Origin of the sequence: Empedobacter sp. UBA7494 (assembly GCF_002478465.1) — a bacterium.
In the GTDB taxonomy this organism is placed as follows: domain Bacteria; phylum Bacteroidota; class Bacteroidia; order Flavobacteriales; family Weeksellaceae; genus Empedobacter; species Empedobacter falsenii_B.
This window is the reverse complement of the sequence record NZ_DLOC01000095.1, coordinates 23,002-39,160: the sequence shown is the minus strand read 5'-3', so window position 1 is coordinate 39,160 and position 16,159 is coordinate 23,002. Positions and strand designations below refer to the sequence as shown.

General features: G+C 31.2%; 15 protein-coding genes, 1 tRNA gene and 1 pseudogene. 10 read left to right on the top strand and 7 right to left on the bottom strand.

Going from position 1 to position 16,159, the window contains the following annotated elements:
- Positions 1 to 121 precede the first annotated feature (121 nt).
- Positions 122 to 973, bottom strand: a pseudogene (locus B4E95_RS11500) (carboxypeptidase-like regulatory domain-containing protein); the annotation flags it as partial.
- Positions 974 to 1,154: 181 nt separating this feature from the next.
- Here B4E95_RS11500 and B4E95_RS11495 point away from each other — a divergent pair.
- The gene (locus B4E95_RS11495; protein ID WP_291091629.1) at positions 1,155 to 2,684 is read left to right on the top strand and encodes a SulP family inorganic anion transporter; all 1,530 of its coding nucleotides are present in this window, start codon (positions 1,155 to 1,157) and stop codon (positions 2,682 to 2,684) included.
- A 33-nt stretch (positions 2,685 to 2,717) separates the two neighbouring features.
- On the opposite strand, the gene B4E95_RS11490 is transcribed toward B4E95_RS11495, so the two are convergent.
- Positions 2,718 to 3,215 (bottom strand): DinB family protein, encoded by a 498-nt coding sequence (locus B4E95_RS11490; RefSeq protein WP_291091627.1) that lies wholly within the window; start codon positions 3,213 to 3,215, stop codon positions 2,718 to 2,720.
- A gap of 218 nt (positions 3,216 to 3,433) precedes the next feature.
- Here B4E95_RS11490 and B4E95_RS11485 point away from each other — a divergent pair, with 218 nt between their 5' ends.
- From B4E95_RS11485 to B4E95_RS11465, 5 genes are all read left to right on the top strand, one after another.
- The gene (locus tag B4E95_RS11485; RefSeq protein ID WP_291091626.1) at positions 3,434 to 5,074 is read left to right on the top strand and encodes an AMP-binding protein; all 1,641 of its coding nucleotides are present in this window, start codon (positions 3,434 to 3,436) and stop codon (positions 5,072 to 5,074) included.
- Positions 5,075 to 5,172: 98 nt separating this feature from the next.
- Positions 5,173 to 6,342 (top strand): sigma-54-dependent transcriptional regulator, encoded by a 1,170-nt coding sequence (locus B4E95_RS11480; protein ID WP_291091624.1) that lies wholly within the window; start codon positions 5,173 to 5,175, stop codon positions 6,340 to 6,342.
- Positions 6,343 to 6,352: 10 nt separating this feature from the next.
- Positions 6,353 to 6,781, top strand: coding sequence for a hypothetical protein (locus B4E95_RS11475; protein ID WP_291091623.1), 429 nt, complete (start codon positions 6,353 to 6,355; stop codon positions 6,779 to 6,781).
- A complete protein-coding gene (locus B4E95_RS11470; RefSeq protein WP_291061737.1) occupies positions 6,778 to 7,296 on the top strand; it encodes a hypothetical protein in 519 nt (172 codons plus the stop codon). Before B4E95_RS11475 ends, B4E95_RS11470 begins: the two co-directional genes overlap by 4 nt.
- Before the next feature lie 232 nt (positions 7,297 to 7,528).
- A complete protein-coding gene (locus tag B4E95_RS11465; protein ID WP_291091631.1) occupies positions 7,529 to 7,807 on the top strand; it encodes a GNAT family N-acetyltransferase in 279 nt (92 codons plus the stop codon).
- A gap of 35 nt (positions 7,808 to 7,842) precedes the next feature.
- On the opposite strand, the gene B4E95_RS11460 is transcribed toward B4E95_RS11465, so the two are convergent.
- Positions 7,843 to 8,892 carry a nucleoid-associated protein gene (locus B4E95_RS11460; RefSeq protein WP_038330727.1) on the bottom strand — a complete coding sequence of 350 codons (1,050 nt, stop codon included), beginning with the start codon at positions 8,890 to 8,892 and terminating at the stop codon, positions 7,843 to 7,845.
- Between the two features lie 231 nt (positions 8,893 to 9,123).
- On the opposite strand from B4E95_RS11460, the gene B4E95_RS11455 reads away from it, so the two are divergent.
- Positions 9,124 to 9,993, top strand: coding sequence for a DUF6515 family protein (locus tag B4E95_RS11455; RefSeq protein ID WP_291091621.1), 870 nt, complete (start codon positions 9,124 to 9,126; stop codon positions 9,991 to 9,993).
- A 60-nt stretch (positions 9,994 to 10,053) separates the two neighbouring features.
- Here the strand turns inward: B4E95_RS11455 and B4E95_RS11450 are convergent.
- Positions 10,054 to 10,127: transfer RNA gene (locus B4E95_RS11450), tRNA-Met, on the bottom strand.
- 115 nt (positions 10,128 to 10,242) lie between these two features.
- Between B4E95_RS11450 and B4E95_RS11445 the strand changes: the two genes are divergently transcribed.
- Both B4E95_RS11445 and B4E95_RS11440 read left to right on the top strand, forming a co-directional pair.
- The gene (locus tag B4E95_RS11445) at positions 10,243 to 10,626 is read left to right on the top strand and encodes an START-like domain-containing protein (RefSeq protein WP_038330532.1); all 384 of its coding nucleotides are present in this window, start codon (positions 10,243 to 10,245) and stop codon (positions 10,624 to 10,626) included.
- 11 nt (positions 10,627 to 10,637) lie between these two features.
- Positions 10,638 to 11,447 carry an aminotransferase class IV gene (locus B4E95_RS11440; protein WP_291091619.1) on the top strand — a complete coding sequence of 270 codons (810 nt, stop codon included), beginning with the start codon at positions 10,638 to 10,640 and terminating at the stop codon, positions 11,445 to 11,447.
- 4 nt (positions 11,448 to 11,451) lie between these two features.
- Here B4E95_RS11440 and B4E95_RS11435 read toward each other — a convergent pair whose 3' ends face one another.
- Positions 11,452 to 12,003 carry a YqgE/AlgH family protein gene (locus B4E95_RS11435; RefSeq protein ID WP_219033938.1) on the bottom strand — a complete coding sequence of 184 codons (552 nt, stop codon included), beginning with the start codon at positions 12,001 to 12,003 and terminating at the stop codon, positions 11,452 to 11,454.
- Between the two features lie 74 nt (positions 12,004 to 12,077).
- Between B4E95_RS11435 and pdxH the strand changes: the two genes are divergently transcribed.
- Positions 12,078 to 12,725, top strand: coding sequence for a pyridoxamine 5'-phosphate oxidase (gene pdxH, locus B4E95_RS11430; protein WP_221855228.1), 648 nt, complete (start codon positions 12,078 to 12,080; stop codon positions 12,723 to 12,725).
- A gap of 22 nt (positions 12,726 to 12,747) precedes the next feature.
- Here pdxH and B4E95_RS11425 read toward each other — a convergent pair whose 3' ends face one another.
- A complete protein-coding gene (locus tag B4E95_RS11425) occupies positions 12,748 to 14,811 on the bottom strand; it encodes a M48 family metalloprotease (protein WP_291091616.1) in 2,064 nt (687 codons plus the stop codon).
- A 77-nt stretch (positions 14,812 to 14,888) separates the two neighbouring features.
- Positions 14,889 to 16,121 (bottom strand): ornithine--oxo-acid transaminase, encoded by a 1,233-nt coding sequence (gene rocD, locus B4E95_RS11420; protein ID WP_115000400.1) that lies wholly within the window; start codon positions 16,119 to 16,121, stop codon positions 14,889 to 14,891.
- Positions 16,122 to 16,159 lie beyond the last annotated feature (38 nt).

The window sequence follows — 16,159 nt, the reverse complement described above, 5'->3', positions numbered from 1 at the left end:
TCTTTCATAACTCAATTCTACCGCTCGTAATTTAAATGAAGCATCGTAATGATTTTTTATTCCTTTCATAATTGTAAGATAAGTATTATATACCTTTTCTTACACTGGAACTTTCGTTAGGATATCCACCTGAAACAACTACACCTAATTTCTTGTTGAAGAATCTATTTCCATATAAAAAAGACGAATTGTACAAGCCTTTTTCGCGAATTGGTGCATAACCACCAGAAGCCGTTATAGAAATACGCTCTTTATTTGGAACAGCACGTGTAATCAGATTTACAGCTCCACCAATTGCGTCTGCATCCATATCTGGTGTCAAAGTTTTGTTCACTTCTATAGATGAAATCATTTCCGCAGGAATTAAATCCATTTGTACATTTCGGTTATCACCTTCGGCAGATGGAATGCGATCTCCATTTAACATGACCGAATTTAATTCGGGTGATAAACCTCTAATGATAATGTTTCTAGCTTCACCTTGATCGTTTTGCATTGTAACTCCAGTGACACGTTTTAACGCATCTCCGATGTTAGAATCGGGAAAACGACCAACTTGATCTGAAGAAATAATATTGGTAATATTTCCGTTATTTTTTTGTTGATTCAATGCTTTTGCTTGCCCTTTTAAATAATCTCCAACTAAAACAACTTCATTTAGTTCGTTGTAACCTGCGTTTAGAGAAAAATCAATAACTGCTGTTTTATTTTCGGTAACTTCTATTTGTTTTGAGATGGTTTCGTATCCTAAATAATCAATATAAATGGTATAAATACCAGGTGTAAGATTTAGAAATTGATAATTACCATTTTGGTCAGATACAGTATATTTATTGGAATTCTCGATGCGAATTGTAGCTCATGGTAACGAAAATTGATCGTTAGAATCTACAACTTTTCCTGAGATAACACCGCTTTGAGCCAAAACGAATGGACCTAGAATGAATAAGGAGAGTTTTAAAAGATGTTTCATTAGAAATTAATTTCGTCAAAAATACATTTGCTATATTTCCTAATTGTTAAATATTTATTAAGAAATATTTAACAATTATAAAATTACTTCAATGATTAGTATGTAATTTGATATTTAATCTAGCTTTTTACTAATTTTAGATGCGTAGTAATTGTTACTTTTGCATGAAATAAAACTTCTGATGTCGATTGCTGAATATTTAAAATTCAATCAAAAAATAAATTATAAAAACGAAATATTAGCCGGCTTAACTGTTGCTATGACAATGATTCCTGAATCGCTTTCGTTTGCAATTTTAGCTGGTTTATCACCTTTAATAGGTTTATATGGTGCATTTATCATGGGAATTGTAACGGCGGTTTTTGGAGGAAGACCAGCGATGGTTGCGGGTGGAGCAGGTGCTACCGTTATTACTTTAATCGCGTTGAATGCAACGTATGGTGAGCAATATATTTTTGCTGCGGTTGCTTTAGCAGGAGTTTTCCAGATAGTAATTGGTGTTTTCAAATTAGGAAGATTTGTTCGTTTAATTCCTCAACCTGTTATGTATGGCTTTCTAAATGGTTTGGCTGTTGTTATTTTTATGTCACAAATAGAACAATTCAAATCAACTACGAATGGAATAACGAGTTGGTTGAGTGGTACACCTTTTTATACGATGGCTGGATTGACGCTAATTACGGTTCTGATAGTTTATTTCTTTCCGAAATTAACGAAAATTATTCCAGCTTCTTTGGTTGCAATTCTTGTGACTTTTCTATTGGTAATTGGATTTCATATTGATACAAAGACTGTTGGTGATATTGCGAGTATAAAAGGAGAATTGCCAAGTTTTCATATTCCGAGTGTTCCGTTTACGTTAGAAACCTTGAAAATTATTTTGCCTTATTCGATTATTATGGGTTCGGTTGGGTTAATTGAAACTTTGCTAACGCTTACTTTGGTGGATGAGGTGACAGAAACAAAAGGTTCGTCGAATAAAGAATGTTTGGCGCAAGGTGCTGCAAATATTACAAATGGTTTTTTCGGTGGAATGGGAGGTTGTGCAATGATTGCTCAGACGTTTGTTAATTTAGATGCAGGTTCTCGTTCGAGATTAGGACCAGCAATTGGTGCAATTACAATCTTGATTATTATTCTAATTGGTGCTCCAGTGATTGAGAAAATTCCGATGGCAGCACTTGTTGGTGTAATGATGATGGTTGCGATTTCGACTTTTAAGTGGGGATTTTTTAAATTGATAACTAAAATGCCAAAATCGGATGTGTTTGTGAGTATTTTGGTGGCGATTATCACGATTGTGTTGCATAACCTTGCTTTAGCTGTTTTTGTTGGTGTTATCGTTTCAGCTTTGGTTTTTGCTTGGGATAATGCAAAACGTATTCGTGCACGAAAATCTATTGATGAGAATGGACGAAAAATATATGAGATTTATGGACCTCTTTTCTTTGGTTCAACTTCAACTTTTTTAGAAAAATTTGAAATTAATTCTGACCCAAAAGAAATTATTATAAATTTGAAAGAGAGTAGAATAGTTGATATGAGTGCAATCGAAGCTTTAAATATTATTACATCTAAATATGCACAACAAGATAAAATTGTAATTTTGCGACATTTGAGTAAAGATTCAATCCGATTATTAGAAAATGCTAAAAGCGTTATCGAAGTTAATATCGAAGAAGATCCGACTTATAATGTGATGCCAGAATAGATAAAAAATCAGCTTTTTAGAAGCTGACTTTTTTTATAAATATCGTTCATTAATTACATTCATATGATGGATGGAATGACCAGCCATTACATAACCGATTTTCTCAACAGAATACTCTCGATTACCAACTTTTCCTATTTTGTTTAAAGTTTCATCATTAAAAGATTCAAACTGAAAGTAAGTTGCTTTCATCAAATTAGTCCATTCTTTTATTAATTCTTCGGGCTTTCTTTCATTTGCATTTGAAGTCAATACATAGGCGTTTTCATCGAAGAAATTTAATGTTTGTGAATCTTCTCTCGCAATATGTTGTGCACGATAGGAAAAAATACGTTCGCAATCTATACAATGTTGTATCATTTCTTTGATGGTCCATTTACCTTCTGCATAGGCATAATCCCATTTATCTAATTCTGTTACAATTATTAATGTTTTCTTGATGTCAGCAATACGTGTTTGTAAAGCATCTACAACTTCTATTCCATCGTAAATAGAAGTATAATTATAATTGTCGTCGTTTATTGTATTCATTTTTCAGTAATTTTTTACAATTTAAGGATAATTTGATGGAGTTATTTTAAGTATTTGTTAAAAATAAACCTTCATTTTTTTGAATTTATTTCCGATTTTAATAAAAAAATACGATTCTTTTAGAAATTTAGAATCTAGTATCTGATAAATTTATTTTCCTGAAAATCGTTGCTAAGTTTGAGTTGGAAAGTAATTTTAAAAACATAGAATATAAGCACATGATTTCTAACTTATCATACTCAAGTGGGGCATCACAATATCCTCTTTTAGGAGAAACGATTGGCGAAAATTTACGAAATACAGTTGCAAAATATCCGCAGCAAGAGGCTTTGGTTTGCGTTGATCAAAATTATAGAGCGACGTACACAGAGTTTTATTCACAAACTGAACAAATTGCAAAATCATTGATTGCTATTGGTTTGCAAAAAGGTGATCGCGTAGGTATTTGGGCGCCAAATCGTGCAGAATGGACGTTGTTACAATATGCAACGGCTCGTGTGGGAATGATTTTGGTTAATTTGAATCCTGCTTATCGCGAAAATGAACTCGAGTTTGTATTAAATCAAGCAGAAATTTCGGCTGTTTTTGCTGCTTTAAGTTTCAAAACAAGTGAATATAAAGTGATGTTGAACAATGTAAAAGAGAATTCGAAATCACTAAAACATATCATCATTTTTGAAGAAAATTGGGATGATTTCTTGATTAAAGGAGAAGAAATTTCGACTTCAGAAGTGCATCAAATAGAGCAAGCTGTTCAGTTTGATGACGCTGTAAATATTCAATATACATCTGGTACAACTGGCTTTCCAAAAGGAGTAACGCTAACACATCATAATTTATTGAACAATGGATTTTTTATCGGTGTTCGATTAAATTATACACATCGTGATCGTGTTTGTATTCCTGTTCCGTTTTATCATTGTTTTGGAATGGTAATTGGTAATATGGCGTGTACTTCGCATGGCGCTTGTATGGTAATTCCTTCGGATAGTTTTGATCCTGCAAAGACTTTAAATGCAGTCGAAATGGAAAAGTGTACATCACTTTATGGAGTTCCGACGATGTTTATTGCGGAATTAGAATTACCAAATTTTGATCGTTTCGATTTAACATCTTTGAGAACTGGTGTAATGGCTGGTTCGCCTTGTCCGATTGAAATTATGAAGAAAGTGCAAGCTAAAATGAATATGAAAGAAGTTTCGATTTGTTATGGGATGACAGAAACTTCGCCAGTTTCTACACAAACTATTATCGGAACACCTTTAGAAAAGCAAGTTTCGACGGTTGGAACAGTTCAAGATCATTTAGAAATTAAGATTATTGATCCGCAAACAGGAGATATTTTACCTCGTGGAATTGCTGATGAATTTTGTACAAGAGGTTATTCCGTCATGCAAAAATATTGGAACAATCCGGAAGCGACATCACAAGTTATTGATGAGAATAATTGGTTGCATACCGGTGATTTAGCGACAATGGATGTTGATGGTTACATTAATATTACTGGACGCATTAAAGATATTATCATTAGAGGAGGAGAAAATATTTCACCAAAAGAGATTGAAGATTTTTTGTACGAACATGAATCAATTTCTGATGTTCAAATTATTGGTGTTCCAAGTATCAAATACGGAGAAGAGGTAATGGCTTGGGTGAAAGTGAAAGATGGTATTACTATAACCGAAGACGAATTGAAGGCTTATTGTTTATCCATCGCTCATTTCAAACGTCCTAAATATTGGAAATTTGTACAAGAATTTCCAATGACTATTTCAGGAAAAATTCGAAAAATAGAAATGAGAGAAGTTTCTATTAAAGAATTAGGTTTAGAAAATGCACGAAAAGTTAAAACATCTTAAAAAAAGTATTAAAATCTATATCAAAAGTAGACTCAAAAATAATAATTTCAATTATCTTTGAGTCTATTTTAATTTTACAAAAATAAACGATCTAAACGATGTCAAATATCTTATTAATCGAAGATGAACAGGCAATCCGCAACGTTTTGAAAAGCATTTTAATGGATGAAAACCCAAAATGGAATGTGGATGAAGCTGAAAACGGAGCTGTTGGGCTTGAAAAAATAAAAGAAAAAGAATACGACTTAATTATAAGTGATATAAAAATGCCATTGAAAGATGGGATGGAAGTTTTATCGGAAGCGATGGAATATAATCCTGATTTAACAATGGTGATGATAACGGGGCACGGAGATGTTGATTTGGCTGTAGATGCGATCAAAAAAGGTGCGTACGATTTTATTTCAAAACCACCAGATCTTAATAAATTATTGACGACTGTTCGCAATGCTTTAGACCGTAAATCGTTAATCTCTTCGAACAAAGAATTGAAGAAAGAAAATAAAGCATTAAAGAAAAAATTTGCGAAGAAATATGAAATGATTGGTGATGCTCCTGCAATTGCAGAAGTGAAACAAATCATAGATAAAGTGGCTGCTACAGACGCTCGTGTATTGATTCTTGGTCCAAATGGAACAGGAAAAGAGTTGGTTGCTCATCATTTGCACGAAAAAAGTGATCGTAATGTAAAACCTTTGGTTGAAGTAAACTGTGCGGCAATTCCAGCTGAATTAATCGAAAGTGAATTATTTGGTCACGTGAAAGGATCGTTTACTGGAGCCGTTAAAGACAAACAAGGTAAGTTTGAATTGGCTAACGAAGGAACAATTTTCTTAGACGAAATAGGGGATATGAGTCTTTCTGCTCAAGCAAAAGTTTTGCGCGCGCTACAAGAAGGAAAAGTTTCTCCAGTTGGTTCTGAGAAAGAAATTAATGTGAATGTTCGTGTGATTGCAGCAACAAATAAAGACTTACGAAAAGAGATTGAAGAAGGTCGTTTTCGTGAAGATTTATATCATCGTTTAGCGGTAATTATTATTAATGTTCCGGCGCTTAATGATCGTAAGGATGATATTCCTGCTTTGGTTGAACATTTTATTACAGATACGACAAGTCAAAAATCTTTTGATAATTCAGCTTATGAAGCTTTGAAAGAATTAGATTGGTCAGGAAATATTCGTGAGTTAAGAAATGTTGTTGAACGTTTATTGATTTTGGGCGACAATCCAATTTCGAGAAAAGATGTTGAACAATTCGTGAAAAAATAATTCATCTCAGATGAAAAAGATTTTCTTTTTGCTATTTATCGGTCAACTCTTTTTATTTTCATGTAAAAAGGATAATGTAGAAGTGGATAAAAGTTCGGATGGTTTGTCGCATGAAGATGTATTGTCTTTAGAGAAAAATTCTGTTTTTACGAGCGAAACGCTTATTTACAAAGGAGTTTTTGAAGGAAAATATTTTGGAGATAAAATCGTTTTGAAATTAGCAGATGACAAATTTACTGCTGAATACAAAGGTCAATCTTATAACGGAGAATTATTTAAAAAAGATGATGGATCGTTGATGGAGATTGATTCAAAAAAGAAAAAATTACCTTTTCAATTTTTACGTTGGTCGGACAATTCGGAGATTATGATTCTCAATGAAGATGGAATGGCTGATGATAATGGTGAAAATTATTTAACAAGAATTTCAGACAAATGAAAATAAAATTTACGTGGATTTTAAGTCTTATTGCAATTACTTTTTTAGTAAGTTGTAATTCTTCTTCAGCCAGTAAAAATGATGAATTAGGAAAACGTTTTTTCGAAAATTATTCATCTCGAAAAGATTACAAAAAAATGTTATCTTTTTACAATGATAGTTTGGTGTATGAAAATGTGGAACAATATTCGGGAGGTTCTACGGTAGATCCACGTTATTTATTGAATGATATTATTCGTTGGAGTGATCAAACGATGCAATATGAAAATAATAAATTATTGAAAGTAAATGAATTATTTTCTAACGATTCGATAATTATTGCAAACGGAGAATTTTCGCCTTATACCTATAATGGAATGAAGTTTCCGGCGATGAAATTCACGACATATTTGTATTTAGATCAAAATTCGAAAATCAAAAAACAAGTCGATTGGTTTAATTATCCAATTGAGGATATTATAGAGTTGTATCAATTGCAACAAGGTCAAGACAAAATAAAATTAGATAAACAATAGTTTTTAGTAAATCCAGTTAGAGTTTTTTAACTGGATTTTTTTATTTTTAGATATGATAAGAATTGCCGTAGAAAATGATATTCCTGAACTGAAAAGAATGATGATAAAATTGTTACAACATCATCAATAGTTTAATGCATTGTATCAAATAGATTTGACCTACAAACATGATATTGATGATTTTTTCAAGGGAGTTTTACAACAAGAAAACATAAAAGTATTTGTAGCCTAAATAGAAAGTCATTTAGCTGGATATATTATTTGTTCCAAACATCTTTGTCCGAAATACTTTGTGATTAAATCAAAAGGAAGAATAGATTCGTTGTATGTTGATGCAAATTATCGCAATCAAAACATCGCTTCTAAATTGGTTGAAGAAGCGATAAATTTCTTGAACGATCAAGCATATATTGAATTAGAATTTACAGCTGAGAATCTGTCAGCAAAAGGTTTTTGGTTGAAAAATGGTTTTGAGATTTTGAATCATCAATGTATTTTGAAATTGAATTAATATCAAAAAAAAGCTCCAAAATAGGAGCCTTTAATTTATTGTTCAGAATTGAAATAGACTTTATAATAATACATTTTCTTTTCTTCGTCAAAACCACGTTCCAAATATTCTTCGGCTGCATCAGGATTTGTCAAATCTAATTTTATGTTAATCTTTGTATCTAATTTAATTTCACTTTTAATTTTCTTAGATTCTTTCATCAAAGTTGGAACTGAAACTTCGAAAGCTTCCACAAATTCAACACGATTATTTTCGCTATAATCTTTCTTATATTCTTTGAATTCGTCAATAATTTCGAAAGGTTTCAAAACTTGATCTTCAAAAATTTCATTCGTTACAACTTCATTCGAATTCAGCACATTTATCGAATTTGAGATAAATTCTGCTTGTTGTTTTTTGTCTGTTTTATCCAAAAGAAAATCATTCGAGAAATCTGTAATCAACTCCATATATTTCTTCGTATGGTAATTGTTATCCTTAATCAAATCAATTTCCAAGAAATTTTTCTTCCAATATTCTGACTCCACATTTTTATCATCGATAGAGTAGACACGGAAACCTTCGTCACGATAAGCATCAAGAATAAGACAGGCTTTGTCGATTCCTTCTAGCTTATAACCTTTCCAAATGTTGTAATCTAAACCACGTGATTCGTCAAAACGCAAGAATTTCTTCTTATTCTCTAATTTATAAATTCCAATTCCACGACAAGGAATTCCGTCGAACATCATATTTTCGAAAAGCGCAATAAAAACTTCACCACTTTTGATCTGCGGATGCAATGATTTCTCGTATAAATGACTTAAAACTTCTTGCGAAAAATCGATAAAATCTATTTCTTCATCAAACATTTGTTTGCATTGATTGTACAAAACATTAAATTCTAATTTTTCTGTATAATGCGTGAAACGATTAATTTCGAGTGTTTTTTTGAATGGACTTAATAAGAAAGGAACCAATTGTTCTTCCTTAGATTCATCGTATTCTAGTGTTTTATCGGCAAAAATGTTAGCTTCTTCTCGAACTTTATGTCCAACTTTTTGTAAACTAATAAAGGCGATGTAAGCATTTTTAACGTCAATCATTTTATATAATTTCTTAAAAACAAAAGTAATCAATTCAGAAATCAATACAAACGATGTCAGGAATAAAAATATTTAACAAAATTGTCAAACAAAATTGTTAATACAATTCATTGAATTTGAATGGATTATAAATTATTTTGATTATTATAACATTTTCTATGGTTTAAACTTATAATTATGGCACGGAAATAGTATTAGGAGAAATGTCTTAATTTATTAAAAAGTTAGGTGATGAAAAATATTAAATTTACACTTTTAGGAGTAGCTTTTACAGCCATGTTAGCTGTTGGTGTAAATGCTCAAGATAGAGGTCAAAGAGGTGGTGAGAGAAGTTCTTCTTTAAGAGAAGCAACTTCAAGAAGTAAAGGGAATGGACGCTCTGAAATGGCTAGAACAGAAAATAGAACTAGTCGTATTGAAGGAAATAGAACAGAAAGAATAGGTCGTGGAAATTCTACGAATGAATCTTGGAAAAATTCTACAAATAGAACTGAACGTGAAACGAGTACACGTATAGATAGAAATAATACAGCGATTGTAAGTAGTAGATCAAGTTCTAATAAAGATTGGAATAATAGTGGAAATAACAGAGAAAATAACCAAGGTAATCAAGGTAATAGATCTGAGAGTTTAAAAAACAGAGATTTCTACAACAATCCAGTTCGTATAAATTCTAGCTCATACAACAGAGGAAACCGACCAGTTTCTAATGTGAATGTAAGAAACTATAACAAGTATTCGTATAACAGTTATAATTTCTACGGAAACAATGGTATTTACTATCGTCCTTATAACAGTGGATATGTGAGATATATGCCATATGTAGGATTTAGAATTAATATTTTACCAGTAGGTTATGTAACAATTAATATTGGTAATAGAAATCCATATTATTTCTACGAAGGAGTTTATTACAGCCCTAATAGAAATTATTATGAAGTAGTTCAAGCTCCTCTAGGTGCTATCGTATATGCGTTACCAGCAGGATATGAAAGAGTAGATTATGGAGGCGAGTATCTGTATGAATTTGGAGGTGTTTTATACCAAAAAATTTACAACAGAGGAACAAGAGCTTATCAAGTAGTAGGTTATTTAGATTAGTATAGGTTTTAGTAGTTAAGTAAAAGCCCAAACAGATTATCTGTTTGGGCTTTTCATTTGTAGCGAAGAGCAGAATCGAACTGCCGACCTCAGGGTTATGAATCCTGCGCTCTAACCATCTGAGCTACCTCGCCTAAATTTTAATTTTTGCAAAGGTAATTTTTTTTTGATTTTATAACAAAACTTATTTTGATTTTCTTTGGTAGATACAATTCATTTTATATCTTGCGACTTCAATAAAATAGAATTATGCCAAAAAAGAAATATCAAGTAGAATTTTCAATCAAGTCTTCACCGTCTTTGCTATATAACTATATTTCAAACCCTTCAGGTTTATCAGAATGGTTTGCAGATAACGTAAATTCTCGTGGAGAAAAATATACTTTTATTTGGGATGGACACGAAGAATCTGCATTTTTGATGAAATCTAAGCAAGATGGATACGTGCGCTTTCAATGGGAATATGATGAAGACACAAAATATTTCTTCGAATTAACAATTGTAGAAGACGATTTAACGAACGATGTATCATTAGTTATTACAGATTTTGCTGATGAAGACGAAGTAGAAGAATCAAAACAATTGTGGGAAAGTCAAATTGAAGATCTTAAAAAAATCTTAGGATCTGTTTAAAATCTATTATTTTGAAAATTAACTTAGGTGGTGTTATTGTCGAAAAAGCAAATGCAGAAATAGGAATTCAGAACAGAGCTTTTCGTAATGGTGATGCTGTAAAAGAAATTTTACGATTTGTAAATGGTGAAATTATTGATTGGGAAGATCATTATTTCAATCTAATGGCCTCTATGCGTATTTATCGCATGAATATTCCGTTAGATTTTACACCAGAATTTTTTCAAGAACAAATCAATTTATTAGCAGAAGCAAATCAATCGAAGTCAGGGAAAGTAGAATTTTTTGCTTTCAGAAATGATGAGGAAGATTATCTAAAAGCATCTATCAATTATTTGATTTCTATCGAAAATAGTGAAAATGATTGGGAGTTTTTACAAGCTGAAAACGAAATTGATGTTTATAAAGATTATGCGATCAATACTGCATTTTACTCACTTGTGAATACGTATCGTCCAGAAGAAAATATTGCAGAAATCTATCGTTTAGAGAATGATTATGCTGATATTATTTTGCTAAATGCAAACAAAAAAATGGCACGTTCTTTACGAGGAAATATTTTTGTGGTGAATGGAGAAACGATTCGTACACCGAAAAAAGAAGAAGGTGTTATTACAAGCGTTTTGAGAAATAATTTCATTACAAAAATTAATAAAGCTGAAGAATTTAAAGTAGAAGAAGTCGAAATTTTTCCATTTGAAATTCAGAAGGCAGAAGAAGTTTTCATTTTGATTGATGGAATTGGAATTTTACCAATTACCAAAAATCGTAAAAAAGAATACACTTTAGACAAAACAAAATCGATTTTTAAGTATTTATAATTGATTAATTCATAGAAGGATCAGCGGGGGTGTTTAGCCAAATTAAGTTCTCACCTCCAAGCTGTTTCATCAATTTTTTCCACAAATCAGCATCCCAACGCTCAAAAATATCAAAATCCAAATCCGTTACAGCCCACGAATTATTGTTTAATTCATCTTTGATTTGCTTTGGTGCCCAACCACAATATCCAATAAAAAACTTGATTTCATCTTGACTAATCAAATTCTGATTTACTGCATCACGCACATCTTCATATACGCCAGACCAATATAAATTTTCAGTAATTTTTTCACTATTTCTGATTAAATCAGGTCGTTTGTGAATATAATAGATGTTTTCTTTATCGACAGGTCCACCTTCAAAAACAATAGATGCAGACTCCATTTCAGATACAAAAATACTAATCGGAATATGAGAAGAATGATTAAGAATAAAACCAATACTTCCAGATTCTAAGTGTTCTGTAATTAAAATTACACTTCTCTGAAAAATATCGTTACTTAATGTTGGTTTTGCGACCAAAATAGCTCCTTTTTTTATACTTTTGATAGACATTTTTGTTTCGGTTTTGTTACGTAAATCTTAACGAAATATACAATTAGCTGTTTAAAAATATAAAATAATCATTAATGAAACAAGATTTAAGTTATAAAAGAAAAGTTTACGAAAAACAGTCGATGAATTTTGATTCGTTAAGAGAAAATCCGATCGAACAATTTCGTGATTGGTTTCTGCAAGCTGAAGAATCGGATGGAGTGGATGAAGCAAATGCGATGTCTGTTGCAACGATTGGTGAAGATGGATTTCCGAGAACGCGTGTTGTTTTATTGAAAAGATATACGGACGAAGGTTTTATTTTTTATACGAATTACAACAGTCAGAAAGGAAAAGCTTTATTAGAAAATCCGAAAGTTTGTTTGTCATTTTTTTGGCCATTTCTAGAAAGACAGATTATTATAAAAGGTGTGGCTGAAAAAACTTCGGATAATAATTCGGATGGATATTTCGAAACACGTCCAAGAAGTAGCCAGTTAGGCGCTTGGATTTCGGCGCAAAGTTCTGTGATTGATGAGCACGAAGATTTAGCGACAGAGGAATTGGAATTAGAAAAAAAATACGAAGGAAAAGAAATTCCTCGTCCAGCACATTGGGGAGGTTTCTTGATTCGTCCAACTGAGATAGAGTTTTGGCAAGGACGTCCAAGTCGTTTACACGATAGAGTTCGTTATGTTTTACAAGACGATTTTGATTGGAAAAAAGAGCGTTTAGCACCTTAAGATATAAAACAAAAGCCTCTAATTAAGAGGCTTTTGTTTTTGATGTATAGTCTAATAATGGTTCGTATTCTTTTAGGAAAGCAGCTTTTTTTTGAAACAATAAGTTATTTGAAACTTGATCTACAAAGTATAAATTTTCGATTAAATTTTCAAAAGCATTGTTGTTATAACCTGTAGAGTCAAAAAAGAAAATCCAATCTTCATCTATAAAATATTGTGCATTTTCAATTTCTCGAATAGTTATTTTTTCCTTTGCGATTTCACTTTGTAGAATATCTTTTGTTACATTTTTAAGTTGCTCTATTTGATTATTCAAAACTGTTAAAGCTTCGATTCTTAGCTTTTCATGAATGGGTTTTGTTGCAAAATTAATATGAGTTCTAATTTCATTTACCAATTGAATATTTGCTGATAAATCTGCTTCAACTTTGATGCAATCTTCTAACAAAATAGTTTTTTGTTCATCTAAATTAGATTTGAAAAATATTTTGATATTGTCTAAATATTCTGAGAACTCAGCTTCTTTTTCCTTATTTATTTGCTCTAATTCTTCTTTAACTTTCAGTACATCTTGTTTTTTATTGTAAACAACATTGTTGTATTTGAATGGTTGCGGCTTTTTTTGACCAGTAAAAAAATCTAATTGAAGTAAATCAATTTGTAAAGCTAAATATTGTTTTGCAACTAAAATATTTTCATCCGAAAACAATTCATTCGTAGGAATATTTTGTTGTTTATTCGTTAAATCAACTTCTTTAATTCGATCAAAAGGTAAATCATAATTTGTAAAAAAATGATTGTAAACTTTAGGGTAATTGTATTTATTATAAATGGTTTTAAACGTTTCAATAAATTCTGAATTATTTATTTCATTAACACGGTATAAATTTAATTGAAAGAAAAAATTGAATGTAAATTCTTCTTCAAATTCATTATTTTTTTGAAGTAATGTAATTGCTTTTGGAGATTTATCTATTTCAGAATGATGATTTGTAGACGCTATATTTGCCAAACGTTTGTCCATTTCTGGATGTGTCGACCATAAATCTTCAAATTGTAGTAAAGAATGATTTTGATTAAATTCATTAATTCCAACAATAGCTAAATTATTTTCTAAAAAAAGTTCGTAATCATCGATATAAAAGTCAACTAATTGATTCATGTTTTGATAAATATTAGTCGAAAACTTTTTATCATCTTGTAAATTTGTATAAAAATTAGCTAATTCTTGGTAAACAAATTGATACAATTCTATTCTCAATAATGGTTTGCTCATCGTCTCAATTCCCACAACATTTGTTGCAATTTGATCAGCATGAAATTCCATTTCTCGACTTAATTTTAGATAATTGAATTCTAATTTTTTGTGAATTATTTTCAAAATAGATTCAATCATTTTATTGTAAGCAACAGCGCCCATTGAAATAAAACCAACAATTCCATTAATTTGGCCTAAATTATCAACATCAAATTTTAAGGTTTGATTACTGTATAAAATATCTTCCATAATTTTGGTCGCATTTCCAACATGGCTACCAATTGTCATTGATTTTTGAGAAAAATGCCCAAATTCGTGCGCAATAATTCCTTTTAACTCATTTTGAGAAATACCATGAAGCAAACCAACGCCAATGGATAAGTTTTTTCTTGTTGGAAAAACTAAACTTTGCAAATTGTTCGAATAGGAAACATATGCATTTACATCATCAATAATAAATACTTTTTTGGAATGTTTTGTGCCAACTTTATCTGCGGTTGCTTTTATTAATTTGAATAATTCTGGTTGATCCGTTTCAAAAATTTCAATTCCATTTGTAGCTGTTTTTTTGAAAATATTTAGAATAAATTTAATATTATAGTAAACGATTAAACCTCCTAAAGCCAACAGTCCCAAACCTAAAAAAATGGTAATCCACATTGGTTTAGCAATGACGATAGCGATTCCTCCACAAACACAAATTATGAAAATGATGATGCTCAAAATTGTAGAAAAGAAGAGAGTAATCAAGAAAAGAGCAATCCATACTGCCGATTTTTTTTGCGCCTTTTTGTACGTTTCGGAAACGTTTATTTTAAAAGAATTCATAGTGTTAATTAAAGTTTCGAATATAAAAAAACCTGATGAAATTTCATCAGGTTTTTTCTATATCATTTTATTGTTGATTATTTATTAAACTCTTGTGCAGTTTTACGAATAATCGCTAAACATTCGTGTAATTGTTCTTCGTTCATCACTAAAGGAGGAGCGAAACGAATGATGTTTCCGTGTGTAGGTTTGGCTAATAATCCGTTGTCTTTCATTGCAACACAGAAATTCCATGCTGTTTCAGATTCTGGTGTATCGTTGATTAAAATTGCATTTAATAAACCTTTTCCACGAACTGATTTGAATAATGGAAATTCTTCAGCCATTTTCGTGATTTCTGTTCTAAAAATTTGTCCTAATTTTTCAGAATTTTCAGCTAATTTTTCGTCCAAAACAACTTGCAAAGCTTCTGTAGCAACAGCCGCAGCTAATGGATTACCTCCATAAGTAGAACCGTGTTGTCCTGGTTTGATGACATTCATTATTTCATCATTTGCTAAAACTGCAGATACTGGATAAGCTCCACCTGAAACGGCTTTACCTAAGATTAAAACATCAGCATCAATATTTTCGTGATCGATTGCTAACATTTTTCCTGTACGTGCGATTCCTGTTTGAATTTCGTCCGCGATAAATAAAACATTATGTTGTTTACATAATTCTTCACAAGCTTTCAAATATCCTTCAGAAGGTACATTAACACCAGCTTCTCCTTGAATTGGTTCTACTAAGAATCCACAAATTTTATCTGCTTTTTCTTCTAAAATTTGTTTCAAAGCTTCAACATCATTGTATTCTACAGCTTCGAAACCACTTGTGTAAGGATTGAAATTTTTACGTGCATCTTCATCATTCGAGAAAGAAATAATAGTAGTTGTACGACCATGGAAATTGTCTTTACATACTACAATAATCGCTTCACCAGTTGGAATTCCTTTCTTTTCGTAACCCCATTTACGAGCAATTTTTAGCGCTGTTTCTACAGCTTCTGCACCCGTATTCATTGGCAATACTTTATCGAAACCGAATAATTCTGTGATAAATTTTTCGTATTTTCCTAATTCCGCATTATAAAAAGCACGAGAAGTTAACGTTAATTTTTCGGCTTGATCTTTCAACGCTTTAATAATTCTAGGATGACAGTGACCTTGATTAACAGCTGAATAAGCTGATAAAAAGTCGAAATATTTTTTTCCATCAACATCCCAAACGTAAACACCTTCACCTTTTTCCAATACAACTGGAAGTGGGTGATAGTTATGCGCTCCGTATTTTTCTTCTAATGCAATTAATTCTGCTGATTTTTCCATGTAATGATTTGTTTTTGTTTGTTCGTAATATTTTATAA